The following is a 25,900-nucleotide window of genomic DNA, read 5'->3' on the forward strand; positions in this document are numbered from 1 at the left end:
ATCCATAAAAAAAGCACCTTGCCCACAGGCAAAGCACCTCTATTTTCGATTCATCCAGCTGAATCGGACCAATGTTCCTTCATCCGGTTTGGAGAACAATTCAATCTGGTTACCCAAACGTGTACTGATCTCACGGACCAGATACAGCCCCATCCCCGTAGATTCATGATACTGTCTTCCCCGCTCTCCGGTGAAGTAAGGATGAAACACTCGTTGAATATCTTCAGCCGATATGCCGATACCCTGATCCTGAATATCTAATACGATTCGTTCTTCCTTCATATATGCGGTAATGATGACTTTTTTACCTGCTTTGCTATCTGAGTAATTAACGGCATTCGTTAAAATCTGGGTAAACATGAATCGCAGCCATTTGGAATCACTGTAGATTTGAAGGTCGTTGTCCAATCGGATATCCGGCGTAATTCCTCTACGAATAAACAAACGTCGATTCTCAGCTATGCTGCTTCGAACCACCTCGGGTAGAGACAGAGGCTCAACGCGAAAATCCCCTTCGAACTGATCCAGGCGTGAAGAATGAAGTACCATTTCCAACCCTTTGCGCATTTTATCCAGCTCATCCTGTATGCTTCCTGCAGTTTTATCATCATCCACATCTTCCAGGGTCAACTGAATGATGGACAGTGGTGTCTTCATCTGATGGACCCAACGATTCATGAAGACAATATGCTGCTCAGTATGACTGCGCAATCGACCTATCTCATCCTGACGGTTACGCTCCAGTTCACGCATTAAATCCTGTAATGAATCAGCCAAAGGGGCACTGCCCAGTGATTGGAAAGGCTCGTCTACCAGCTGTTTTGGCTGTTGGAGCACACGGTAATATGGATGGAGCTGGAAATAACGTACGGTCAGATACACGATCAATACCACTGTACTCAGTAACATGCCATAAAGAACAATCCTCATGGGGCGACCCTCACCTGAAAGCCAATATACACATGGAACAAGCAGCATTTGCAGCAAATAAAATCCGATGAGGGGCAGCTGATCCCTTAAGAAGAGTTTCATTGTCGGTCCTCATGGGCAAGTGACTTCAAATCAAGTAATCGGTAGCCCGCTCCGCGAACAGTCTCCAAAACCTCTTCAGCCCCCAGATCCTTCAGCTTGCGGCGAACACGTGTAATGTACACATTCAACGTATTATCATCAATAAAATGCTGATCTTCCCACATCAGTTCGAGCAAACGCTCACGACCCACTACCCGGCCTGCCTTGGCCATCAGCGCCTCAACCAATACGGATTCCTTCTGTGTCAGCTCTACGGAATGACCATCGTACTCCAGTACGTATCTTTCGGGGTACAGTAACATGGGGCCATTTTTCACTTTCATTTCTGGTTGAACAGCTGCATACATCCCATATGCTCTACGCAGGTGACTACGAACTTTAGCAAGAACGACCTCGTATTGAAAAGGCTTCGTAATATAATCATCGGCCCCATGCTCCAACGCCATAACCTGATCCATGCCACTGTCACGGGCCGAAATAAATAGAATGGGACAAATGGAATGCGAACGGATCTGTCTACACCAGTAGTAACCATCAAACTGAGGAAGATTCACATCCATTAATACTAGATCAGGGCCGATCTGCACGAATTCATCCAGAACATGACGGAAATCTGCCACAATCTGCACTTGAAAACCATTTCGGATCAGATATTCACCCAGCAATGCTGCGAGCTTGGCATCATCTTCAACCAGCAATATCGATTGCATCGTCAACCTTCTTTCCGTTCCCTGACATATCTTCTACATCTAGTTTACCATTCTAGCCGGAAACGGTTTGGAAATAAAGGTCAGACTACGAGCCGTCCACGCTTCTCCGCTATACCTATGGTGGCTTCTACCCCAGAATTAAATTCGAGAAAGTCCTGTTCTACCCCGTCACTGAAAATAACGCCATCCTCCGGCATCTGGGAGACAATCTGTAATGGCTGTTTCGGATGAATCTGTCCAAACACCAGATTGGCTGCAGTCGTCCGGCTGGAGAAGGGTTCACGTACTGTAAAATACAGATAAGGCGCATCCCAACCGAAATGATTCATGCCGCTCATGCTTCCCTGTGCTGATGCTGTCGCAGCGATATATGATTCTGAATAACCTTTCCCTCTAGAGTTCGAGGTTGAATGAGAGCTTTTGCTGTCTCTATCGGAGATGAACGCTTCACCCGCTTGGATATGCTGCCACGCTTCCGAACCCACAACTCCAGCAGCACCTGCCAGCACACTTTTGAACCAGCCCGTCGATCCCATTCCCGTGGATACAATCACTCCGCTGGAGGATTGTTGTTCTACCGATGAACCCATGCGAACTTCATAACGAGCGGATACATGCGTCTTACGGCCAATGAACAGATCGTTGACGCCATAGAGATACTGCCCATCATTCAGCTCCACTTTGGCCAGAGTCACTTCTTTCAGGGAGCGGCGTTTACGAATAACATCAGGAATTATGAAGCTCAGATCCTCTACCGTAAATGGCAGCAATACCCCGTCCCAACGCATGGGGTCAGGATTCACACCAATGAGCGGCTGCTCGGTTACATACTTGAGCGTATTGGCAACAAGTCCATCCTGTCCGATCACTACCACAATGTCCTGTGCTCCAAAAATAAAGTTGGGCACATGTTCCCGATCAATGGTCTGAACCCGGCCCAGTTGGCTGAGCTGCTGCTGGGCCTGCTGCACGGAATGATGATAACGTCTGTCCTCCTCCAGGTAATCACTGAAGTCTGCTCCCAAGCGTTCAATGTAGAATTGGGCTTGTTGGACCGTATTATAGCGGACCACCAATTCTTCCAGCCTTGTTCTGCGTTTGACCAGAATCAACTTGTATTCGGTCATGGGTTCTCCTCCCCCAGTGTGTGCAGCTACATTCTGGCTTGCCTTCCCAAGTCTCATCGTGCCCGACCTCCCTGCTCTCTTGTTGGTGGATTCATCAATCCCTGCAACAGATCCGGCGAAATGTTAAGCTGTCCAATTTTCCCGGCATTCTCAGCCAGCTCCTGGAATGCAAGGGCAATCAGTTTATCCGAGTTCATACCCATGTTAGCCATTGCCTGTAGCACGCTAGGTTCCACCTGTTGTAACGAGTTCATCACGGCAGCAATTTCATAGGCTTTGGCATCGGCTTCGGCATTCTGATTGGCAATCGTTAATTCAATGAGCTGTTGCTTCCGTTCCTCCATCGCGGTATTGAATTGGAGCTGTTCCTGTTCCATCTCATTTTGTTTCTGTTTCACCGAACGCTCGGCATGTAATTGCGTTTCTCGAATCTGCTGTTTCTTCGTCTCCACGGCAATTTCCGTGTTCAGCTCGTTCTCCTTCACTTTCCGCTCCTGTTCAATGGATGCATTGCGACGTACATACAGCGCTTCGTCGGCTTGACGCAAAATCTCTTCCCGCGCTTGTGCTTCCAGTGCACGCATCGTCTCTTTATTAGGCAAAATAGCCAGAATGGACAAACTCATCAGTTCTACGCCCAATTTCTCCAGTTCCTCACTCTGCACCACTTCCCGTTTCATGCTGCTGGCCAGCCGTTCACTCGATTGAATGGCTTCCTTCAGGGGCATTTGCTCCAGATGTTTTTTGGTCAGCACCTTGGCGGTCGTAATCACACGTTGATCCAACTTGCCAGGATCGTCGGAGATATATCTGTTTTTGCGCAAATTGTACGTGTAGTTCAAGCTTTGGGTGATTTTCATATAATCAACGATACGATAGCTCAGTTGACCCTGAATGGTAACCGTTTGATAATCGGCTGTTATTTCTTCGAACATAAAGGGTACATCCACCGAAGATACAGGCAGAACCACCACCGATGTCGTCGGCTCATAATAATAAAAGGATAAACCTACACCTTGACGCTGTACCTGCCCATTCTTCACTTTCATTACGTACTCACTGGGTTGAAACTTCACGAATCGGAATCCAAACATCGTTCATTCCCCATTTCTTAATAATATCATTATGATATTATCGAAATGATAACAAACGGATTTGATATTGTCAATATGACATTAACAACTTTTTTTTTTGCTTTTTACATCAAAAAAAGACCTACCTTAGGCAGAAGCCTTAAAGCAGGTCCATTTTCTATAATTATAGTTTCAGTAATGACAACTCATTATGGGTTATGCGAGCGCTAGCGTAAACCATTATGAGTCATCTCGTTGTTAATCAACATTCATCATTTATTTGTTTTGTTCAGCGCTCTTCAAGATCAGATCAACAAACAAATCAATCTGGGCTGTAATGGCGATCGGATCATATCGATAGAATGTGTCAAAATCATTCTCGAAGAATCGGTGATTCTTCACCGCATCCAGACCGTTCCATACTTTGGACTGTTTGAATTCCTTCAGCGCTTCGCCTTTTTTCTCAGGATCGTACACCGTCATGAACATGTAATCCGTAGCGTATTCAGGCAATACTTCGAGTGATAGCTGTACAGTCTGATTGTCTTTGCTTACCTTGCTCGGCATTTTCAACTTCAAAGCATTGTATACAACTTGTCCTCCCCGGCCTGCGTTGTCGCCAAAAATCCACAGATCTCCTTTGTCCGTTAACTCGTATAATCCAACGGTCGTATTTTCGTCCACGATGCCTTTCAGCTTCTCACGTCCGTCTGCCGCCTTTTTCTCATAATCGGCAATGAACGCCTTCGCCTGCTCCGGTTGACCGATCAAATCACCAAACAGCTCAACGGTCTTGTAAATATCTGTCGCTGTACCATATGGGATATGCACGGTTGGAGCAATTTTGGAAAGTTCCTCGTAGTTATCATCATACATCACAACGATTAAGTCAGGCGCTAGTTCCAGCGTCTTCTCCACGTTCACCGGATAACCCACATCTGTAGTGTCTTTGAGCTTGTCCTTAATAAACGGATTATCAAAGGCACTTGGCTCTACACCAATTAAGTTACCGCCTACAGACAAAATTTCGCCCCCGTAGTAATCGGTCACGATGCGTTTCGGATGTGCAGGAATAGTAACCGTCCCTTTATCCGTCTCATATTCGCGTGTTTCACTTTCCGCTGATTCATTCTGAGCTGTATCGGTTCCAGTGGATTCCTGATTCTCAGTCGTCTGTCCTGAGCCGTTCCCCGTTTCATTCGTTGTCTTTCCTGCATTTCCGCAGCCCACAAGAACTAGCGTAAACACAATGAATAATGTGCAAATGGAAAGAATCGATTTGGATTTAAACATAAACATGATGCCCCCTATAATTCAATGCTTTTTGTGATAATGGTAATCATTATCATTGGAATCATAGCAGAATTGATTACTAACTGTCTACCATTTCAAACCCATAAACATAGGGATCGAGCCAGAAAGACCCGATCCCTATATCATATATACAATTAGAATTTATAGATCTGCTCCATCATTCTGGCTACAGCCACTGCACCCTGTGCACGATTGGCTTGCATTTTAGGCGCAAACGAGCCATCTGCCATTCCTTTAAGCAGGCCTTGCTCCTGCATCGCTGCAACCGCTTGTTTTGCATATTCAGCGATATCTGCGTTATCATTAAATGCGGTGCTGTTAGGTGTTGAATCAACGGCTGCACTGGTGTTCTGCTTCATGATCTGTATTGCACGGTTTAACATCACCGCCATGTCCTCACGGGTAATACGTTCATTAGCTGCAAACGAACCGTCTGCTCGGCCTTGCACGATTCCCATCTCCAAACCAAGGCGTACGGAATCTGAATACCACTGATCATTCTTCACATCCATTGGAGCTGAAGTGGATGTATCCGGCAAACGTGATTCGCCAATACCCTTCATGATCATTTGCAGAAATTGTGTACGTGTCAGTTCACCTTGCGGACTGAATCGGGTATCCGTCATGCCTGAAATGATTCCTTTGCCATACAGATTCTGAACCTCTTTAATGGCCCAGGAGTAGGATTGCAAATCATTCAACGGCACCTGCACTTCAGTAATCACGAAACGGCCTGATTCAAGTGGCTTGAAAGCCAGACTTTGGGTCATTTCATCATATTGAGCAAAGGTTACTGGTTTCATTTCACCATTTGGCAAAAGGGATTGGATGACCAGCACAACGTCTTCTGCATTTGAATGTTGCACATTCGACATCGCAATTTCAATGGATCTATCTGTCCACTGTAAAGGCTGTCCGTTCAACAACAGATCCACACTGACCACGTTGCGATTGCCAGCAGCTTTCTTTTGCGCTTCAGACAGATTTGCTGTGGAGTCTTCGGCCAGAACGATATCCATTGTATCCCCATCTTCACTACGAGCATCCTTCAATAAACTTAATGGGATGCGGACAGATGTCTGTTTCATGGACAGCTCCAGCGACTGTAATGCCTGAGTACGTGCCCATTCCTGAAGTTGATTTGCATTGAGCTGAAAGGTCGTAGCCTTTGCATCTTTAGGAACATCTGCAATCAAGATTAACTTTTTGCTCCCTGCTCCCATTCCTTCAATCGTTTGAGACAACTGCTTCATATCAGGTTGAATCACATAGGTGCTCACCCCGGTACTTTTCCCTTTGAATGTAATGACACCACTTTCTGCCGGATTACCGGATTCAACAGGCGGCGTAACAGGAGGATTGCCGGAATTCTGCGATGATCCAGGCGTGGAAGGCTGCGCAGGTTGACCGGGCTGTGACGGCTGACCTGGGGTTGACTCTTGCCTTACAAGCTGACTAACAGCCTCTTTCAACGCGTTATCCGCAGCACTGATTTCCTGTGCACTGGCTTCTGCATCATCCATAAGCACACGAGCAAATGACAGGGCCTGTGTAAACCCATTCCAGCTTGCGGTCGTGTAATTACTTTGTTGCAGCATCGCAGCAGAATTCACGGTAGTCTCCAACGCAGATTTGTCCGCCGGGAACATACCATAAGCTTCAAAATCCATAAAGCCTACCCACTGAGAACCAGCGGTAATGGTCAGTTTAATATAACGCGCCTCCGTGCCTGCGGGCAGGATATGCCTCGGACTGGTGGAAACAACCACATCACTTGTTGTATCCACGACTTTGACAAAGTTCTTGTTATCGTTGGATACTTCGATCTTGTATTTAATGCCTCCACTCCACATGGACATTTCCAGCTTGCGGATCACAGCGGTCGCCCCCAGATCCACTTGCCACCAACTTTGCACACTTTCGTCTGTTCCCCATGAAGTAGTGGGGTCACTGTCAATCGCTCCCCCAGGCGAGTTGTCTTTTCCACCACCTGTACCGGCACTGCTTGATGCGGTAGCTGTTTTACCTGTTGTTACCGCCTCCAGCAAAACAAGATTGTTATTGGCTTTTTGAAGTGTTGTCAGAGCCTCCTGCACTTCGGCTTGAATGGCATCCTGCTTGTCTCTGACTGTGATAGCCGATGACAAAGCCGCTTTCAGGTTTGCCCAGCTTCGCTGTGTATATGATGATTCGGTCAGCTGCTGGGTTTCACCGATGAACTGTGTCAGCTCGGTTTTGTCTACATTGGACAGACCATGAATGGCTGCTTCCACTTGTTTTGCAGCCGTATTCACCTCGGTCTGGGTGGCTCTTGGATCTGCCATGATCTGTTCTGCACGAGTAAGAGCCTTGGTCAGAACAGCCCAGGTTGCAGCAGACCAGTCCGCTTGTTTATATGTTTTGGCTTCGGCAATGATCGCCTCGAGAGCATTCCGATTCGCCGCTATAACATCAAGCTTCTGCATTACCTCATGAAGAGCAGCAGTCGCATCGTCGGTATCCTGTTGGGTTACACCACCAGATGTATAAGCCAATTTGTACGTATTCTCGGCTGCTGCAATGGCTGGAGCGAGTGTGGTCCAGCTTTCAGAGGTAAAATCACTGGATTCAAGCGCCTTTGCACGTGTAATCGCTGCCGACAGCTCCTTCCGATCTGCGGGAAGAATGTTCAGGCCGCGTTTGTACACATCCAGCGATGGCAGGGCACGCCCTTCATACGAGTAACCGCCATTCGCCGGATATTCGTCATAATCGAACATGGCGTGATTCTCCCATGCGTCTCCCTCGGAAGCAATCCAGCCTACATTGGCCGCAATCCATGCCGGTTCCCAATAGAAGAACCCCGCTCCCTTCTGATTTGGAACTTGTGAGATCATGTCCATAATGCCTGCAATCGCATCATATTGTCCCTGTACGGTTGCCGGGAAGGTCGCCCCTCCGACATTCAGCGTTTCGGGATTGCCAATAATATTGCCATGAGCGTCCCCGTTTTTATACGAGAATGGATAGGACGTCTCAGCAATAATGACTTCTTTTCCATATTTCACAGATACTTCATTCATCGTTTTGCGCACATCTGCGAATGTCCCATGCCAGAATGGATAATAGGACAGCCCGATAATATCGTATTTCAAATCCCGTTTCTCCAATTCGCCGAAATACCAATCAAAGGTATCTGCTTTGCCTCCTTCAGCCAAATGGATCATAATTTGAACCTGTTCTCCACCAGGGACATCGCGAACGCCGTCCACTCCACGCTTAAGCAATGCTACGTTCTCATCAAAATTGACTTCACTTTTCAACCCGTTTAATACACCGCTGTTGATTTCATTACCAATCTGAACCATGTCGGGCATGGCGCCTGCTTTCTCCATGTCTCCAACCACTTCACGCGTGTAATTATACACCGCAGTTTTCAGGTCTTCGAACGAGAGGTTTTCCCAGGCCTTTGGACGAAGCTGTTGGCCCGGATGTGCCCATTCATCAGAATAATGGAAGTCGAGCAAAACCTTCATACCTTTCCCCTTTACCCGCTGGGCCAGACGAATCACATCTTCCTTGTCGTTGTACCCATTGGACTTCTGTGGATCATTCCACAGCCGAAGCCGCACATAGTTCACGCCACGGTCTTTGAGAATATCGAGCAGATCGCGTTTTGCACCATTACTGTCCAGATAATAACCTCCATTATCCTCAATGGCTGTTAACGTGGAAATATCCACACCTCTGACAAAATCACTGCGATATCCTTCTACCGTAACGGTAGCTTCAGGTTGAATGGGAGCCCCATATACGTCACCCGTAACAGTAAAGCTGCCTGCTGATGCATATTGTGAAGGATTAATTTCCTCCCATGCAACCGGGACTAGGCCCGATTTCCCGTTCTTGTAATGTGCCGTAACTTTTTCTGGCAGAACAGGAGCAGTACGACTTACAGTAGACACGTTGACTTGATCATAATGCTCGATGTCTGCCGGGTTCCGCACCTCTTCCTCCCCCCAGATTTGAAGCTCGGAAATGCCAGGCCACCAGTCGGTACCCGCATAATAAGGAATCGTGACCTTCACATAATGAACCGCCTCTGCTTCGAAATCCAGATTGACCTGTGATTCCGCTTTATCATTGGCAGAGTGATCTGCCACAGGTGTCCATGTATTTCCGTCCTCAGACACTTCAACCAAAAACTTCACAACCTCATTTGCATCCTTCCACGTTAGTTCCAAACCGGAAAGGTTGTATGAAGCTCCCAAGTTTACCGTCAGCCAATGCGGATGATCTATTGAAGTAGGACTGCTCGCACTCCATTTTGTATCTCCTTTACCATCCACCGCGTTTTCTTTATTGCCCCCCCATTGTAGATCCTCTGAGCTGACCGTAACCGCCTTATTCAGCGCAACGTTTACTTTCGCTGCTGCCGCTGCGGGTCGAACTGCCAAATTCAAATCACAGAACAACATCAGTAATACGAGACAGCCGCTTATGTATCTTTTGTGCACGCTTGATCTCCCCCTTATCGTGTTTGGTTCAACTTGAACAATGCATGTTGTAAACCATTATTATTGTAAGCGCTTTACAACAATCGAGGACACGGTATTATGCCAAGGAAACAGCAGTTATTTTAACAGATCGAATGGTAATTCCTTGCTCATCGCGGATCGATTCCCATTCTTAACAGAAAAAATCTGTCCCTCCGCCTCACTAGGCAGATTAGAACAGATTTTAGCCTTACATACCCAAATGCTTATTTACTGAGCTTCAGCTCCAGTTGGACCTGAATGTCATTTTCAGTAGACAGGACCACCGAATGTGGATTCTCCATACCAAAATCTTCAAAGGTAACCATCGTTGTGGCGGACAACAACACCTGGTCATTTTCATAAGCAGCTTTTACATCAAACGTTACCTCTTTCTCCATCCCTTTTACCGTTAGGGTGCCGTTCATTTTAAAGTCTACAGTCTGTCCTGCCGGCCACTCCGTGGGTACACCTTCAAATGAGGTAGCCGTAAATGTAGCTTGTGGATAGGTGGAAACATCGAAGTAATCTGCTTCTTTCACATGTCCATCCCGCTGGCTATTGCCTGAATCAATGTCACTCATCTCGATCTGTCCATTCGCTTTCATCTGGGACGCATCGTCAACATTAAGGGTCAGGTTACCACTGACCTGCTCGTCCGCAAAATTGACCGTCTCCTGGGATGTCGTGACCGAGAAATATACTTTTGAACCTTCGCTGATGTTCCAGTCTCCATTTAACTGCTCTGCTCCCGCTGCAACGTTGGATACGCTTGTACCACTGTGCGATCCGGCTTCCGTAGTGGACGCGGCGGTGCTGACAGGAAGCACCTGTTCAATCTCAACGTTGTTGCCCAGGTAACTGTTCGCGAAATAGTACCCTCCGCCTCCAAGAATAACAATTGCTGCCGCGCCTGAGATCATCCATGTTTTTGTCTTTTTATTCATCTCTATTTTCCTCCAATGGGTAACTGTATAAGTTGGTTATTTATCAGCATCTTAACAGCCCAATGTGTCAGGATGACGTCAAGAAATGACTTATAACGCATTTTTTTCTGAAAATAATTGCCTCATTGGCATTGTGCTTCCGCTCATGTAAAATCAGTACACAAGCTTCTGAAGTGAAAGGAGACACCTTCTTGAAATCCATACTTATCGTCGAAGATGAACAAGCCATTGCACGCGTGCTTGCTGCCTATCTTCGAAAAGCGGGATTCGACGTTCGCCAGGCAGCGGATGGGCCCACTGCCCTAACTTTATTTGATTCGGATGTGCCTTCCTTGGTCTTGCTGGATGTGATGCTGCCTGGAATGGACGGTTGGGATCTGCTGCGAATCATCCGCGAAAAAAGTGCTTGTCCCGTCATCATGTTAACCGCACTGGATGATATTCAGGACCGCCTGAATGGGCTGAATGCCGGTGCTGACGATTATATGAGCAAACCCTTTGTGCCCGAGGAAGTGGTCGCCAGGGTCAATGCTGTGCTTCGCCGCAATCCACACTGGACAGCTGAAGGTGAAGGCAAACGTTACTTTGGCAATCTGGTCATTGATCTGGCTGCCAAACAGGTACTTTTGAACGGTGCCAAGGTTGCACTCACACCACGTGATTTGTCACTGCTCCTGTTTCTGTCGGAATACCCCAATCGCACATTCACCCGGGACCATCTGATTGAACAGGTATGGGGCATGGACTATGACGGAAGTGACCGGGCTGTGGACCTGTCGATCAAACGGCTGCGTCAGGCGTTATCCCACTGGCTGCCTGAAACGGGAGAAATCCGGACTTTACGGGGAATGGGGTATCAATTTTGGATCGCCAACTAAAACGAAATACACCAAAACGTAAAACATCCATTCTGTCCTACTGGACGCTTCGTTATTTTCTAATCCTCTGCATCGGTTTCACCATTATTGTTGCAGGGGCACTCTACTGGATCAGAACCACTTCCATTGAAAAAGGTCTCAAAACGGCCCAGCTGTTAGGGCTGGAAATCGCCGAGAAGGTAACAGGAACAGAAAACAACCTTTATATTCCTCCGGATCTCGACAGGCTCGTGGACAAGCGTACCAAGCTTTTCAATACAGATAATTACTTTTGTATTATGGTGCTCGACAACAATAATCAATTGATTTATTCCCAACCGAAAATGACGCAGCAGGATGTGTATTACAGGTTGTCTGACGACCTACGCGAACCAAGAAACAAAAAATTCGCCGGGGTGATGGTTAACGTGATAGATGACGATCAGATGCTGGGTAAAGTGTGGGTCATGCAATCCAAAAAGTCCATTGCATACAATCCGGAAACGATGCTGGTGGTGTGCATCCTGTTCGTTGCTTTAATCCTATGTGGTTGGTTTACGATCTACCTCCTGTCCCGCAAGCTGTCCAGGCCTATTCGTCAAGTCGCCCATGCCGCGGAGCAGATTCGAAACGGAAACTATGAAGTGAATTTGGATCTGAACACACGGGAACGGGAGATGAATGAACTCGTAGAGTCTTTTCGCGAGATGTCCATTCGTTTGCAGCAATTGGAGGAATGGCGTGCCCTGTCACTTGCTGGGGTAACCCATGAATTAAAAACGCCGGTAACGTCCATTAAAGGACTCGTGATGGCTGTCCGGGACGATATTGTTAGTCCGAAGGAAGGAAAGGAATTTCTGGACATCGCACTCAAAGAATCCGAACGGATGGAACGCATGGTCGCTGACCTGCTGGATTACAATGCGATGAGCGCTGGAAGTGTTGCTGTTCGTCGGGAACGCTTAGATTTGAATTTGCTGGTAAGTGAGATTATCTATCAGTGGAAAATCGCTTATGAGGACAAGTCTCCCGAGATTGAATTGCATACACCATCGGGTACGCTCTATACCATCGGTGATGCCCTTCGGATTCAGCAGATCATTGTCAACCTGCTCAATAACGGGCTGCAAGCAGCCACTTCCGACCAAGCTGCCGTCTTTCATATCCGTTTGCGCGCGGAGGAGGACAACTTGTTTGTTGATGTGCAGGATAACGGTATGGGGATCACTAAAGAAGATCAACCCAAGATCTTCGAACGTTTTTACCGTGGCGAGATCAAAAAACGCCTTACCCGTGGGCTGGGTCTGGGACTGACCTACAGCCGCTTGCTTGCTCGTGCTCAGGGAGGGGAGCTATCCTTAACCTCCAGCAGTCCTGAAGGCAGTCTTTTCACCTTAACTTTGCCACGATGGTCTGGTCCTGAAAAAACAGAGAAAGAACCGTCTTACCGCGCAACGGCTAACGCCTAAATTCAATGCATCAAATCAATGCATGCATGTCATAAACGGGCTTTCTTCATCTGCCAAAGAACAAGACCCAACGGCCTATGCAGCTTGCTGAAATAACGAATAGCCCGACATTCCTTCACAGGAACCGGGCTATTCGTTATGTGACAGTGGTTGCTGATATTCATATACAAGCTATGTGGCCAGAACCCGCGGCATATATTCTGCATACGCGTCATTAATGAATTGCTCATGTAATGGGCTGTTGGCAATAATGGCTTTCCGCTTAGCTTTTAAGACAATCTGCTCTACATCCGCATAACTGCATCCTGCGAGGCGTTCACACGTGAATTCTTCCAGTCGGCTCTCCTGCTCAAACTGCCCCATCAGCTTGCTAATATATAATCTGCGGCTTGATTCATCCGGCATCCCATAGGTCATTTTGGTATCAAATCGCCGCCATATCGCATGATCCAGCTGTGTCTCCAGATTCGTAGCGGCAACCAGAATGCTGTCTCCATCGAATTCATCAAGACACTGCAACAATGTATTGACGACACGAGCCATTTCTTTAACCTCATCATTACTTTCACGTGTACGACCTACGGCATCAAATTCATCTAGAAATAACACACAGGGGTTAGCCCGTGCATATTCAAATAATTTACGGACATTGCTTCCCGTCTTCCCAAGGTGGCTGTGTATAATGGCATCAAGCCTTACAAGGACCAGAGGAAGCTGAAGTCGGTGGGCCAGATGGAAAGCAGTTAAGGTTTTGCCTGTGCCCGGTGGACCAAACATCACCATTTTGTTCGGCATCGGTACATCATGTTCTGCAAACTGCTCTTTCATACCGAGAATCGTAATAAACTCCTCCACAACCCGTGCATTGTCTGCAGAGAATACAATATGCTTTGCCTTGCGGCCACACTCTTTCGGCGAATAAAAAGCGGCCATATCGATGCCTTTCGCTCGGGGAATCCGGTTTATGTGATTGGTTTTGCTCATCGTTGATCGTTCTCCTTCTTCGATGTCTCAGGAAGTCATCCAGGTTATATCGTATCGATTCATTCTCATTTATATTTAATGATCTTTTAATCGTAATTATTACTATTAAATAATAACATAAGACGGCCTCTTTGCAAAGTTTATGTGACTTGTCCATCATTTATCGTGAGTCCAGTCCAATTTGTTGCAAGCGGTAGTAAAATTTGCTATTCTAAATATGCATCGTTGTGTATAACGCAAAAAAGCCCTCTATTTACTCGAGAGAGCACAAAATATTTCCAGATTTGCAAGCGGCAACTTGCCAATTCCGGATGTTCTTTTATACCAACGACTGTAATCCAATTAAAGCGAGGTTATCAATCATGGCAAAAGACGTATTATGCGAAGTTAACTCCTGTCGTCACTGGGCTGAAGAGAACAAATGCAACGCATCTTCAATCTACATCGTGAGTCACAGTTCCAAAAAAGTGAGTGAGTCCGCTGAAACAGACTGCAAAACTTTTGAAGTAAAATAACAAATTCAAATTGTACAAGTTAAAGGAGCCGTACGGTTCCTTTTTCTTTTTTCATTGTAACAAGAATGATAATTATTATCAAGCTCTTTTCTGCAAAATCTGAACTCCCCTCTCTTCATGCACATTGGACTGCCTATTCACGTACACTACGAGAGCAGTCAAACTGCCCATGAACGAATAGATCATAGAGGTGAGTAACGATGCCCGTAAAAAGTGGCAAACAGTATATTGAACGTATCGATGCCCAGACGGTCCCATGCTGGTACAAAGGAGAACTTGTTACTGGAAAACGTTCTGAACATTTTGCGTTTGCAGGTTTGATGCAGACACAAGCGAAGCTGTACGATCTTCAGTCAGATCCGCACTTGATCGATACGATGACTTATGCATCCCCAGCTGACGGAAAACCAGTCGGTATGTCCTTTCTGCCTCCAACCAGTGTGGATGACCTGCGCAGACGCCGAGAAGCAATGAACATTTGGTCAGGGACACACCATGGTTTTCTGGGACGATCACCCGATTATATGAACACAGCAATTATGGCCTTTTATACCGGAGCAGATATTCTTGAAGAAGTATCGCCACAATACGCCGAAAATTTGAGAAACTACTATGCCTACTGCCGGGATAATGATATTACCCTCTCCCATGCCTTTATCCAGCCTCATGCCAGTAAAATTTCAGGACAATTGGACGCGACCGAAGATGCCATCGCCGCCAAAGTGGTTGATCGCACTCAAGAAGGTCTGATCATCAATGGTGCATTCATGATGGCCACTCAGGCCGCCACGTCAGACGAAATCCTGGTATATCCTTCCCCTTCACCGGCACCGTTCGACGATGAAAATCCGTTCGCTTTTGCCTTTGCTGTGCCGAATGACCTGCCTGGAATTAGTCTGATCTGCCGGGATACCTACGCAGCCGAATCCAATTTCAACTATCCACTCAGTTCCAGGTATGAAGAGATGGATAACATCGTCATTTTTGATCATGTGCTTGTACCTCATGAACGGATATTCTTCGCCGGTAATGAGGATTTGTCTGGCCGTCTTTTTAGTGGAAGCCATTTTCACATTCACGCAGGACATCAGGTCATATGCCGGTATATAGCCAAAACGGAATTTGTCCTGGGCACCATCCAGTTACTCGCTGACACGCTCGATCAAGCTGCTGAAACGCATGTGATAGAGAAAACAGCCAGGGTACTCGCTGGTCTTGAATCGTTAAAAGCACTGGCTCTGGCAGCAGAAGCCGGTGCTATAGATGATGGACGGGGATTTATAATACCTGCCCCCAAACCGTTAATGGCAGCAAACCTTTTATTTCCCAAGCTGTATCCAGAGATGATTGAAATCTTACAGCTCCTGGGTTCCAGCGGTGTAATTATGGTGCCTCAGGAAGAAGAATTCCGCTCCGATATCGCACCGCACCTGGATACGTACCTGAGAGGAACCGACATGGTATCTCAGGAACGCACAGCATTGTTTCGTCTGATCTGGGAGCTTGGAGCAGGATCTTTCGGTGGCAGACAGACCCAGTTCGAACGTTTCTTTTTTGGTAACACGATCACCGTGTCGAACCGGCTGTATTCAGCAGTTTCTGCAGATCAATCCTATCGTCAGCTCGTTCGTAAGTTTATTGCCAAAACCGGCAAATAAGAATGAGGAATGAGGGATAATCCCCCCGTTTAAACCAGATGGTCGTAAACCGTCATCAGTTCAGAGGCTGGTCTGCCTGCGTCGATGTCCCGAAGTGCAGACTGGTCTCCGTAACCGATGTGGAATACACCCAATACCTTTTCCTCACTCGTTAAACCCATCAAATTCATAAACACGGGATGCTGTTGATAATCATTGATCTTCCAGACGGCATTCAACCCTTGTTCTGCTGCCAGGATGCAAAAACGTTTGCTCCAGGCTTTTGCAGGCAATACATGGTCCTCCCTGGCACTCGAAGGAGCGACAACAACCAGATGTGCCGGAATAGCCTCTGTATATTGATATGTAGCCCAGTCCCCGTAACGATCTGCCAAATGTGGTGGGTAACTCTGTCTGACCGCCTCCAGATACAGTTGACGGCCTTCACTGGCAAACAACATAAACCGCCAAGGCTCTGAACTTATCACATATAAAGATGGATCTGCTTCATCCAGCAACCGTCTTATCACCGACTGCGGTACAGGCAACGGGCTGAATTCACAAGTTCCTGTACGTTTCTTGCCGTTTGCTGTATCTTGTCTCAAACCGGTAGACATGGCTCATCCCTCCTTAATCTGCACGATAGTTCGCAACATCCCTTGTCATTCTTTACATCAACCAGTTTTTTTTCGGTTCAGTCTCACTTCTCCACCGATCGACTTCATCATGCACTCTCGCTTTGTCCTGAACCGTAAATTGGTCAGAATCGACCTTCTCTATGCTCGGAATGCTGTCACGAATCAGTCGAATATAGTCCATCGATCGGACAAGCGATTGACGTCCCGGGATACATCTAATCTTGCGACCTTCAAGCAAACAATAAATTTCGATCATGCCTGGCAGCTTGCCAAATGCTTTCCAGCAGAACACGCTCACCATATGCTGGAACGCCTCAACGACGTTTGGATCATGGACAACCATATATTTTTGGATGAGCAGCGAATCCCAGCCCTCTGGCTGCCAAGCCGCCTGGAAGATCATGGACAGATGCATCGACAAGGTAGGAAGCTCCGTTCGCCATTGTTCAAACAGAATGGTCGGATGCTTCAAATCATCGTTCATCGCAATTGCAAGGGATAATTCATCCGTAATTTTGTTTTTTACATCCCAGTAATGAAGTACAGATTCGAATCCGGTCGCTTTTCTAGGCCACCACTTTTCGAGTAAATACTGTACAGGCACCTCTTTGCGCACTTCCGGGTCCAAACTGTAAAAAGCATTGACTGCATGGCTGACTGCATATTGAACACGGTGTCTCCATTGCAGCGCTGAGCGCTGTTCAGCCTCCGGTTCCGGGCGGATGAACCGATGCGGGCTGCGCAGCATCTCTTCCAATCTGTAATCTTCAAGCAGACGTAGCGGGGTGTCTGACATTCCCGGCTGCAGAGCTGCCTGAACATTATGTCTTAACATGATTTTTAGGACACCTGTAATCCGGCAGCAGCAAAACGTTTGCCAAAGTCACGGCACGTATCCTTCTCCTGCTCCATCGGACTATATTCAATCTTCAGCATCTCTGGAGATACCTCCGCCCCACGCTCCACCAGCTTCGCTGCCGCGAGATCTACGGCCCCGCAGTACTGCTCATAAGAAGTATCGCCACTTCCGAACACCGCTGCCCGTTTGCCACTCAGATCAAGCTCATCCAACTCTTCGTAAAAATCGAGGAATTCATCCGGCAGTTCACCGTCTCCCCACGTGTATACGCCAATGAGAAACCCGTCATAATCAAGCACATCAGCTGCATTGCAATCCGTTACGGACTTGAGATCCACTTCATGCCCACCTTGTTTGATTCCTTCGACGATCAGTTCCGCAATCTCTTCCGTATTTCCTGTCATACTTGCATAAGCCACTAACAATTTAGCCATCTATTTTTCCCTCACTTTTTATTGATCATGTCATACTGTTCCTGAAGAAGTAACATTTGAAATTATCAAAATCATATGTGATAATGATTATCATTGTCAAATTAAATTTTCACTCACATTCCAATTCAGTATATGGGGATGAACCAAATTCAACACCACGAAAAGCAATTCACCCTTTCAGGTGCCCACCCTAACTGGCGTACAGGCCCTTTTTTGTTGTACAATAGTATCCAAATGACTTTTGAAGGATGGATAAATCATTATGTACGTAGCAAAGAATTGGAAGGACTATGAAGTAATCGATACAGGAGGCGGCGAAAAGCTGGAGCGCTGGGGCGATGTAATTTTGCGCAGACCCGATCCACAGATCATTTGGCCCCTTGAAAAAGAAACCAATGAATGGCGCCAGGTTCACGGTCATTATCACCGCAGTTCTTCGGGCGGCGGCAGCTGGGACATGAAAAAAACGATCCCGGAACGCTGGACCATCGGATACGAAAACCTGAAATTTCATATTAAACCAACCAGCTTCAAGCATACCGGTCTGTTCCCTGAACAAGCGGCTAACTGGAGCTGGATGATGGATAAAATTGCTGGAGCAGGCCGTCCCATCTCTGTATTGAACCTGTTTGCGTATACAGGTGGTGCAACTGTTGCTGCTGCTTATGCCGGAGCTTCCGTTGTGCACGTGGATGCCGCTAAAGGCATGGTACAGTGGGCTAAAGAGAATGTTCAATTATCCGGTCTCGCGGATCGTCCTGTTCGTTTCATTACAGACGATGTATTCAAATTCGTACAGCGCGAACAACGTCGCGGCAATCGGTATGACGCGATTATTATGGACCCGCCTTCCTATGGCCGCGGCCCTAACGGAGAGACATGGAAGCTGGAAGAGAACCTCTACCCTTTCCTGAAATCGTGTATGGAAATTTTGTCCGATAACCCATTATTCATGCTGGTCAATTCCTATACAACCGGTATTTCGTCTACTGTTCTGCGCAACATGCTGACAATGACGATGTCTGCTCAATACGGCGGTCAAATTACAGCAGGTGAAATTGGTCTTCCCATTACCCGTAGTGGTCTGGATCTGCCATGCGGCATCTTGGGCCGCTGGGAGTCCTGATGATGTCCGAACATTCGCAAACAACGGGAAATATTCCGATTCTGTTTGAGGACAATCATTTGTTAGGCATTACGAAACCAGTCAATGTGCCTACCCAGGAAGATGCATCGGGTGATCCGGATCTGCTTACACTGCTGAAGCAGGATTTGAAAGAACGATATAACAAACCTGGTAACGTTTATCTCGGATTAGTACATCGACTGGACCGCCCCGTTGGTGGTGCGATGATTTTTGCCAAAACATCGAAGGCTGCTTCAAGATTATCCGAGACGGTTCGGGGACGTCATTTTCGCAAAATATATGCGGCTGTTGTACATGGCAAGCTGCCTGCACAACACGGGACGTTAAAGCACACGCTGCTGAAAGATGCGCGTACCAATACCGTTACTGTTGTGCCCAAGGGTACAACTGGTGGTAAAGATGCTGTTCTGGATTACCGGGTCATCGGCGAAACCGACCGTTACAGTCTGGTTCACATCGAGCTGCACACAGGCAGATCACATCAGATCCGGGTCCAAATGAAAGAAATGGGCTGTCCGCTGTTCGGAGATCAAAAGTATGGTGCAGATGTGAATAAGCCCGGACAACAAATTGCGCTCTGGTCTGCGATCGCTGCTTTTCCCCACCCGGTAACGAAGGAAGAAATTGTGCTGCAATCCCTGCCTCCCCGTGAATTCCCATGGGCAGAGTGGCCGGCGGCTGTGTATGATAAATCATTTAAAGCGGAACATTAATCGATCTATTTTTAATAATCATTCACAAGATCAGATCAATCCGACCGTCAACCGTGTCATCCAGATTCCTATCTGAATGGCACGGTTTTTTACTCCAATGGAAAGGAAGAGCCACTCTTATGACACCGTTTACGAAACAGGTCGTCGCTATCATCGCAGCAATCCCTGAAGGAAAAGTCATGACGTATGGACAGATCGCCGCTCATGCAGGCAGCCCAAGAGCTGCCAGACAGGTTGTACGCATTCTGCACTCCATGAGCCGGAAGGAGCGCCTTCCCTGGCACCGCGTCGTCAACGCCAAAGGGCTGATAGCCATTCCCGACGAGCATTCCCGTTTGATGCAGGAGTCGGAGCTCATTAGCGAGGGCGTTGAATTTCAGATGGATGGAAGCATCAACCTCCGACTCTTTGGTCATGATCCTGGTCCTGCCTTCCTACTTGATCTTGATGTATCGACCGATGAAGAATAAAGTCCAAACAAGGCATAACAAAAAGAGAGTTCAAGCAGTGTGATCTGCCTGAACTCTCTTTTGTATATATAAGACCTTTATTACATGAATAATAACAGTAATCGAGTTTGATTTAAGCTGTTGCATTCACTTTTTGTTGCTCAGTGGTTACAGGTTCAGTAGCCGGTTTTGTTTTACGGATAAAGAACGCCAGCAGCAGCGCAACTACAGTCATCGCTGTCGCTACAACAAACGCATAGTTTACGCCGTAAATTGTTGCATCTGCAGTAGCACGAAGCATCGCAGCCTTATCATCTGGAGAGATTTGACCAGTTGCCAAAGTATCAGCCAGATGGGATTTCAGCTTGCTGCTCATAATCGTAACAAGAATCGCTGTACCAATTGCACCCGCAACTGTACGCAATGTGTTGGACATCGCTGTACCATGTGCATTCAGGCGCTGTGGAAGCTGATTCAGACCCGCTGTTTGAATTGGCATCATCAACATCGACATACCGAACATACGAGCTGTGTAGATAAACATCATGTAACCATAAGTAGTGTCAATCGACAGTCGGCTGAGCCCCCAAGTTGTGACAGCGGTAATGGCAAGGCCGGCAACGGACAACCAGCGTGCTCCGACTTTATCGAAGATGCGACCTGTGATTGGAGACATAATCCCCATCAGGATGGCACCCGGCATCATCAGCAAACCAGATTCAATCGGTGAGAACCCACGAATATTTTGCAAGAAAATCGGAAGCAAAATCATACCAGCGAACATCGCCATCGTAACAAGCATGTTAATGATCGTTGTTAATGTATACATGTTGTATTTGAAAATACGGAACTCCAACAGCGGATGATCGGTTGTCATCTGTCTAATAACGAACAGGATCAGGGAAATGGCCCCTACGACCAGACATGCAATTACAATTGCACTGCCCCATCCGTCTGTACCCGCATCACTGAAGCCGTACAACAAGCTACCAAAACCGAGTGTGGATAAAATAACACCTGGATAGTCCAATTTAGGTTTGGATTGACGTGTTACATTTTTGACAAACGCAATACCGATTGCAGTTGCAATCACGGAGAATGGCAAAATGATATAGAACAACAGTCTCCAGGAATAATGCTCAACCACATAACCTGACAGTGTCGGTCCAATGGCAGGAGCAAGAATCATCGCGATCCCCATCGTACCCATAGCCTGACCACGCTTCTCAATCGGGAAGATGGTCAAGAATACAACCGTCATCAGAGGCATCAGGATACCTGCCCCTGCCGCTTGAATAACACGACCGACCATCAGAATACCAAAGTTCGGACTTAGACCACAGACCAAGGTCCCTAATGTAAAGAGCGTCATGGCCGTAATGAAAATTTGACGTGTTGAGAATTTGGCGATCAGATACGCCGTAACCGGAATCAACACACCATTGACGAGCATATAACCCGTAGTCAGCCATTGGGCTTTATTCGCTCCGATGCCGAGGTCCTCCATAATTTTAGGAAGAGCTACGTTCATCAAAGTTTGGTTCAGGAAGGCGACGAATGCACCGATTAACAATGCGGCCACAATCGGGCCTTTCTTAATGTTGTCCATCGCAGAGGATGGCGCTGCTGCTGCAGTAGTACTCATTGGTTGTTCATCTCTCTTCCTTCTAGCTTTTCCATCATTTGATTATGAATTCTTAGCAGGTGCTCAAGGTCTTCCTTCGGGATATCCAGAATCGGTGACACTCGCTCCATCCACAAACGGTGTGTTTCCTGCTGGGCCTTTTCCCCTTTATCCGTAATCTGAAGCTTTACGGATCGGCGGTCCGAGTCGGAACGTGTTCGCACAATGTACTCACCCTTGACCAGGCGCTCCACCACAGCGCTCATGGAGCTGCTGCCCATATGACAGAGGTCAGCCACTTCATTGATACCAATTGAAGGGCGCTCTCTCAGAATGGATAACACCATGAATTGAATTGAAGTGAGCTCAATTTCTTTGTTTTCATTCCAGAATACCCGGAAGAGCATTTGATTGACCTGCCGAAACGAATTAATAATGTAGAATACTTCGTATGTGTCAGACATTAATTCACCCTTTTACTTATGGAATATAATATTTCGTACACGAAATATCAGGGGAACAATTACTTATTATAGCAAAAATATTTACATAGTCAACTCTTTACATATATAATTTTAGATTTTATTCTTATCCCTCCAAAACAGGCAAAACTCTTTAAAGTACACATCAATAAAAAAATAACCACAGCCCTCCTGCATGTTAAGCAAGAGTTCCATGGTTACTATTATTCATCCGTCCATCGTCATTAAGAAGTGGACAAGGCATGCTCTTTTGTTTTTGGTGTCGTCATTTTGCCTAGTAGATAAACCAGCAACTGCTGGTTATGCATTGAAATATTGCTGAGAACGGAATTCATAAATTCATTACGAATCGTGATTCCCCGTTCGGTCTCCATGCGTCCCTTATCTGATAGGGATATCCATACAATTCGTCGATCCTGATCATCCCGGTCCCGGCGAATCAGTCCGTTTTTCTCCATACGATCCAACAACATCGTTACTGCTGCGGGTGTTGTAGCCAGAAAAGGAATCAGATCGGAAGGTTTCATCTTCTCATGATCCTCAAGAACCTCCAGTACGGCCAGCTGTGCCTCTGTTAACGAGGGTGCCAGCTCATGATCCATATGCAGCTTGTAGTCCTTAGTCAGCCTTGACCAGCACTTGGCAAAATCGGAATTATACATCTTGAATCGCTCCTCTCTGCAACCGGTTATCACTTCACCTGCTTAAGTTTTCGCCCTTCAAAGCCGCATTCCTGCTGCCTTTTTTCAATTTCCCAGCGATCGACCGTAATCGACGAAGGTTGTTAATCTTCGCATGGAGGTCCTCTTGTAATCCGCGTCGGAACAACAAAATAAGACTCTTCACATGACAGGTTTCCCTGATCTGCAAAGAGTCATTATTAAGTCATTATTGAATCCTTATTAGGACGAAGAAGCTGCCTGATTCTCTATGAGATCCATCATAAGCTCCACAATTTCATCCTGTTTGTCCACATGCACAAGCAATTTACCAATATGTTTCCGTTCAGTAATAGGTACAGCTTCGGAAGAAATGTGATGTGATTGACCTTCCTTGGTCATCACCGTTACATTTCGTTGTTCCCGACAATAGAATGCTCCGGCAATTCGGCTACCGTTCGGTTTCACCCGTTTGCCTTCCTTGAATTCAAATGTTGCCAGTCCCTTGCCGCCACGGCTCTGCAGAGCATAATCCAGCAGTAACGAGCGTTTGCCATAACCCAAGTCAGACAATATAGCAACCTCGCCTTCATCGCCTTCCACCCACAGAACAGATACAACTTCATCCGTTTCTTTTAACTGAATACCACGTACGCCTCCAGACACACGCCCCATCGGATTTACTTCATCCTCACGGAAACGGATAGCCATGGCTTCTTTGGTGATCAGCATAATATCTTTGCCACCTGTGCTTAGATGAACGGATAATACCTCATCATCCTTGCCAACTTTGCATGCGGCTACTGCGCCGGAACGCTTGGTGACGTATTCCTTCAGCTCGGTACGTTTAACCTGCCCTTTGCGGGTGACAAAGACCAGACTGTGATCCGGCTCTTCGAAGGATTTAACAGCAAGCACACTTGAGATTCGATCGTCTTTTGCCAGAGGAATAACGTTGACGATTGCCGTCCCCGGATCTTTCCACTTGAATTCCGGTACCTGATGTACAGGCAACAGGAAATACTGGCCTTTCTGCGTAAATACCAGCAGGTTCTCCAGCGTGTTAACTTCAAGGACCTGGGCGATATAATCGCCTTCCTTCACACCACTTGCGTTACGTTCCCCGCCGGATCGTGTGAATGATTGCATGCCTGTACGCTTGATGTATCCCTCTTTGGACAAGGTGACAAATACATCTTCGGCGTTCACCAGCACTTCCAGATTAACCTTGAGTTCTTCTACTTCGCCTTGAATGGCTGAGCGACGATCAATTCCATATTTCTCACGAATCTCCATCAGCTCTTTGCGGATGACTCCGATCAGCTTGCGGTCACTATCCAAAATAGAGCGTAATTGCGCGATCTTCTTCATCAGTTCGCCGAGTTCCTTTTCCAGAGAAGTAATCTCCAGGTTGGTCAAACGGTATAATTGCAAAGTGAGAATGGAATCCGCCTGTCGTTCGGAGAAACCAAACATCCACATCAGGTTATTTTGAGCATCCTGACGGTTCTTCGACGCTTTGATAGCCGCAATGACCTCATCGAGGATGTTAAGAGCTTTTACCAGACCTTCCAGCACATGTGCACGGTCTTCCGCCTTCTCCAGCTCAAAGCGGGTACGGAACGTTACTACTTCACGCTGATGGGCAATATAAGCCTCTAGGATTGATTTCAATCCCAATTGCTGTGGGGCTTTATTCACAATCGCAACCATGTTGAAGTTGTAAGTGACTTGAAGATCGGTTTTCTTCAGCAAATAAGCCAAAATCCCTTGTGCATCTGCTTCTTTTTTCAGCTCAACGACGATACGCAGGCCTTCACGCCCACTCTCATCCCGTACTTCGGCAATGCCTTCAACCTTTTTCTCCAGTCGGATGTTCTCCATCGCCGTAACCAAACGGGATTTTACGACCTGATAAGGAATCTCGGTAATCACGATTTGTTGTTTGCCACCGCGCATATTCTCGATATCGGTTTTGGAGCGGAGATAGATCCGTCCTTTACCTGTGCGATAAGCATCCAGAATGCCGTCGCCGCCCATGATTAATCCGCCTGTTGGAAAATCCGGACCCTTCATAAACATCATGATTTCATCCAGTTCAATTGACGGCTTCTCCATTACGGCAATACAAGCATCAATGGTTTCACGCAAATTATGTGGAGGAATCTCTGTAGCAAAACCAGACGATATCCCACTTACACCATTGACCAGCAGATTCGGATAACGGGATGGTAATACCACCGGTTCTTTGGCCGTATTATCAAAATTATCCTTAAACAGAACAGTCCGTTTCTCGATATCGCGAAGCATCTCCATTGCGATGGGCGACAAACGGGCCTCCGTATACCGCATGGCCGCTGCCGGGTCATCATCCTGTGATCCCCAGTTTCCATGACCGTCCACAAGCATATGCCCCATTTTCCATGGCTGTGCCATCCGTACCATACCATCATAAATGGAGGAATCCCCGTGAGGATGGTAGTTACCCATAACATCCCCAACTGTTTTTGCGGACTTCCGATATGGTTTCTCCGGTGTATTACCTGAATCGTACATAGCGTAAAGAATACGCCGCTGCACCGGCTTCAATCCATCCCGTACATCGGGAATGGCCCGGTCCTGAATAATGTATTTGGAGTAGCGACCGAAACGGTCACCTACGACCTCTTCGAGAAAGGCCGGCATAAATTGTTCTGATAGACTCATTCCAAGCACC

General features: G+C 46.9%; 22 protein-coding genes. 7 read left to right on the forward strand and 15 right to left on the reverse strand.

The window, feature by feature from the left end; all coding sequences use genetic code 11:
- Nucleotides 1-39 precede the first annotated feature (39 nt).
- The 7 genes from BMY78_RS15560 to BMY78_RS15590 form a co-directional block, all read right to left on the reverse strand.
- On the reverse strand, nt 40-1,032 hold the full coding sequence (locus tag BMY78_RS15560; RefSeq protein ID WP_090900352.1) for a sensor histidine kinase: 993 nt from the start codon (nt 1,030-1,032) through the stop codon (nt 40-42).
- On the reverse strand, nt 1,029-1,742 hold the full coding sequence (locus tag BMY78_RS15565; RefSeq protein WP_090900356.1) for a response regulator transcription factor: 714 nt from the start codon (nt 1,740-1,742) through the stop codon (nt 1,029-1,031). Before BMY78_RS15565 ends, BMY78_RS15560 begins: the two co-directional genes overlap by 4 nt.
- An 80-nt stretch (nt 1,743-1,822) precedes the next feature.
- Nucleotides 1,823-2,926 carry a diacylglycerol kinase catalytic domain-containing protein gene (locus BMY78_RS15570; protein WP_256222162.1) on the reverse strand — a complete coding sequence of 368 codons (1,104 nt, stop codon included), beginning with the start codon at nt 2,924-2,926 and terminating at the stop codon, nt 1,823-1,825.
- On the reverse strand, nt 2,923-3,963 hold the full coding sequence (locus tag BMY78_RS15575) for an SPFH domain-containing protein (RefSeq protein WP_090900359.1): 1,041 nt from the start codon (nt 3,961-3,963) through the stop codon (nt 2,923-2,925). The genes BMY78_RS15570 and BMY78_RS15575 overlap by 4 nt, the downstream gene beginning before the upstream one ends.
- Before the next feature lie 255 nt (nt 3,964-4,218).
- The gene (locus BMY78_RS15580) at nt 4,219-5,235 is read right to left on the reverse strand and encodes an iron-hydroxamate ABC transporter substrate-binding protein (protein WP_090900362.1); all 1,017 of its coding nucleotides are present in this window, start codon (nt 5,233-5,235) and stop codon (nt 4,219-4,221) included.
- A gap of 155 nt (nt 5,236-5,390) precedes the next feature.
- Nucleotides 5,391-9,752 (reverse strand): glycosyl hydrolase 53 family protein, encoded by a 4,362-nt coding sequence (locus tag BMY78_RS15585; protein ID WP_090900364.1) that lies wholly within the window; start codon nt 9,750-9,752, stop codon nt 5,391-5,393.
- Between the two features lie 245 nt (nt 9,753-9,997).
- Nucleotides 9,998-10,717 carry a YceI family protein gene (locus BMY78_RS15590; protein WP_090900366.1) on the reverse strand — a complete coding sequence of 240 codons (720 nt, stop codon included), beginning with the start codon at nt 10,715-10,717 and terminating at the stop codon, nt 9,998-10,000.
- A gap of 191 nt (nt 10,718-10,908) precedes the next feature.
- On the opposite strand from BMY78_RS15590, the gene BMY78_RS15595 reads away from it, so the two are divergent.
- Nucleotides 10,909-11,595, forward strand: coding sequence for a response regulator transcription factor (locus BMY78_RS15595; RefSeq protein ID WP_090900369.1), 687 nt, complete (start codon nt 10,909-10,911; stop codon nt 11,593-11,595).
- Nucleotides 11,580-13,043, forward strand: a complete 1,464-nt coding sequence (locus tag BMY78_RS15600; RefSeq protein ID WP_090900372.1) for a HAMP domain-containing sensor histidine kinase — start codon at nt 11,580-11,582, stop codon at nt 13,041-13,043. The genes BMY78_RS15595 and BMY78_RS15600 overlap by 16 nt, the downstream gene beginning before the upstream one ends.
- 171 nt (nt 13,044-13,214) lie before the next feature.
- On the opposite strand, the gene BMY78_RS15605 is transcribed toward BMY78_RS15600, so the two are convergent.
- Nucleotides 13,215-14,027 (reverse strand): AAA family ATPase, encoded by an 813-nt coding sequence (locus BMY78_RS15605; RefSeq protein WP_090900375.1) that lies wholly within the window; start codon nt 14,025-14,027, stop codon nt 13,215-13,217.
- A 362-nt stretch (nt 14,028-14,389) separates the two neighbouring features.
- Here BMY78_RS15605 and BMY78_RS15610 point away from each other — a divergent pair, with 362 nt between their 5' ends.
- Both BMY78_RS15610 and BMY78_RS15615 read left to right on the forward strand, forming a co-directional pair.
- Entirely contained in the window at nt 14,390-14,542 is a 153-nt protein-coding gene (locus BMY78_RS15610) for a DUF1540 domain-containing protein (protein WP_090807335.1), read from the forward strand.
- Nucleotides 14,543-14,742: 200 nt separating this feature from the next.
- Complete coding sequence (locus BMY78_RS15615; RefSeq protein WP_090900378.1) at nt 14,743-16,200, forward strand: 4-hydroxyphenylacetate 3-hydroxylase family protein; 1,458 nt, start codon at nt 14,743-14,745, stop codon at nt 16,198-16,200.
- Between the two features lie 29 nt (nt 16,201-16,229).
- On the opposite strand, the gene BMY78_RS15620 is transcribed toward BMY78_RS15615, so the two are convergent.
- From BMY78_RS15620 to BMY78_RS15630, 3 genes are read right to left on the reverse strand one after another with little or no spacing between them, the layout of a single operon-like run.
- Nucleotides 16,230-16,796 (reverse strand): nitroreductase family protein, encoded by a 567-nt coding sequence (locus BMY78_RS15620; protein WP_090900381.1) that lies wholly within the window; start codon nt 16,794-16,796, stop codon nt 16,230-16,232.
- Nucleotides 16,797-16,848: 52 nt separating this feature from the next.
- Entirely contained in the window at nt 16,849-17,652 is an 804-nt protein-coding gene (locus BMY78_RS15625; RefSeq protein ID WP_090900384.1) for a hypothetical protein, read from the reverse strand.
- A 5-nt stretch (nt 17,653-17,657) separates the two neighbouring features.
- Complete coding sequence (locus BMY78_RS15630) at nt 17,658-18,110, reverse strand: flavodoxin (protein WP_064636952.1); 453 nt, start codon at nt 18,108-18,110, stop codon at nt 17,658-17,660.
- A gap of 262 nt (nt 18,111-18,372) precedes the next feature.
- Here BMY78_RS15630 and BMY78_RS15635 point away from each other — a divergent pair, with 262 nt between their 5' ends.
- From BMY78_RS15635 to BMY78_RS15645, 3 genes are all read left to right on the forward strand, one after another.
- Nucleotides 18,373-19,236 carry a class I SAM-dependent methyltransferase gene (locus BMY78_RS15635; protein ID WP_090900387.1) on the forward strand — a complete coding sequence of 288 codons (864 nt, stop codon included), beginning with the start codon at nt 18,373-18,375 and terminating at the stop codon, nt 19,234-19,236.
- A complete protein-coding gene (locus tag BMY78_RS15640; protein WP_090900390.1) occupies nt 19,236-19,970 on the forward strand; it encodes an RluA family pseudouridine synthase in 735 nt (244 codons plus the stop codon). The genes BMY78_RS15635 and BMY78_RS15640 overlap by 1 nt, the downstream gene beginning before the upstream one ends.
- Before the next feature lie 119 nt (nt 19,971-20,089).
- Complete coding sequence (locus tag BMY78_RS15645) at nt 20,090-20,440, forward strand: MGMT family protein (RefSeq protein ID WP_090900394.1); 351 nt, start codon at nt 20,090-20,092, stop codon at nt 20,438-20,440.
- Between the two features lie 112 nt (nt 20,441-20,552).
- On the opposite strand, the gene BMY78_RS15650 is transcribed toward BMY78_RS15645, so the two are convergent.
- The 4 genes from BMY78_RS15650 to gyrA form a co-directional block, all read right to left on the reverse strand.
- Nucleotides 20,553-22,064: a DHA2 family efflux MFS transporter permease subunit gene (locus BMY78_RS15650; protein WP_090900397.1), complete on the reverse strand. Its 1,512-nt coding sequence runs from the start codon at nt 22,062-22,064 to the stop codon at nt 20,553-20,555.
- On the reverse strand, nt 22,061-22,507 hold the full coding sequence (locus BMY78_RS15655; protein ID WP_090900400.1) for a MarR family winged helix-turn-helix transcriptional regulator: 447 nt from the start codon (nt 22,505-22,507) through the stop codon (nt 22,061-22,063). Before BMY78_RS15655 ends, BMY78_RS15650 begins: the two co-directional genes overlap by 4 nt.
- Before the next feature lie 242 nt (nt 22,508-22,749).
- Nucleotides 22,750-23,187 (reverse strand): MarR family winged helix-turn-helix transcriptional regulator, encoded by a 438-nt coding sequence (locus BMY78_RS15660; RefSeq protein ID WP_090900403.1) that lies wholly within the window; start codon nt 23,185-23,187, stop codon nt 22,750-22,752.
- Between the two features lie 240 nt (nt 23,188-23,427).
- The gene (gyrA, locus tag BMY78_RS15665; protein WP_090900406.1) at nt 23,428-25,890 is read right to left on the reverse strand and encodes a DNA gyrase subunit A; all 2,463 of its coding nucleotides are present in this window, start codon (nt 25,888-25,890) and stop codon (nt 23,428-23,430) included.
- Nucleotides 25,891-25,900 lie beyond the last annotated feature (10 nt).

Source organism: Paenibacillus sp. OK076, from assembly GCF_900110055.1.
In the GTDB taxonomy this organism is placed as follows: Bacteria; Bacillota; Bacilli; order Paenibacillales; family Paenibacillaceae; genus Paenibacillus.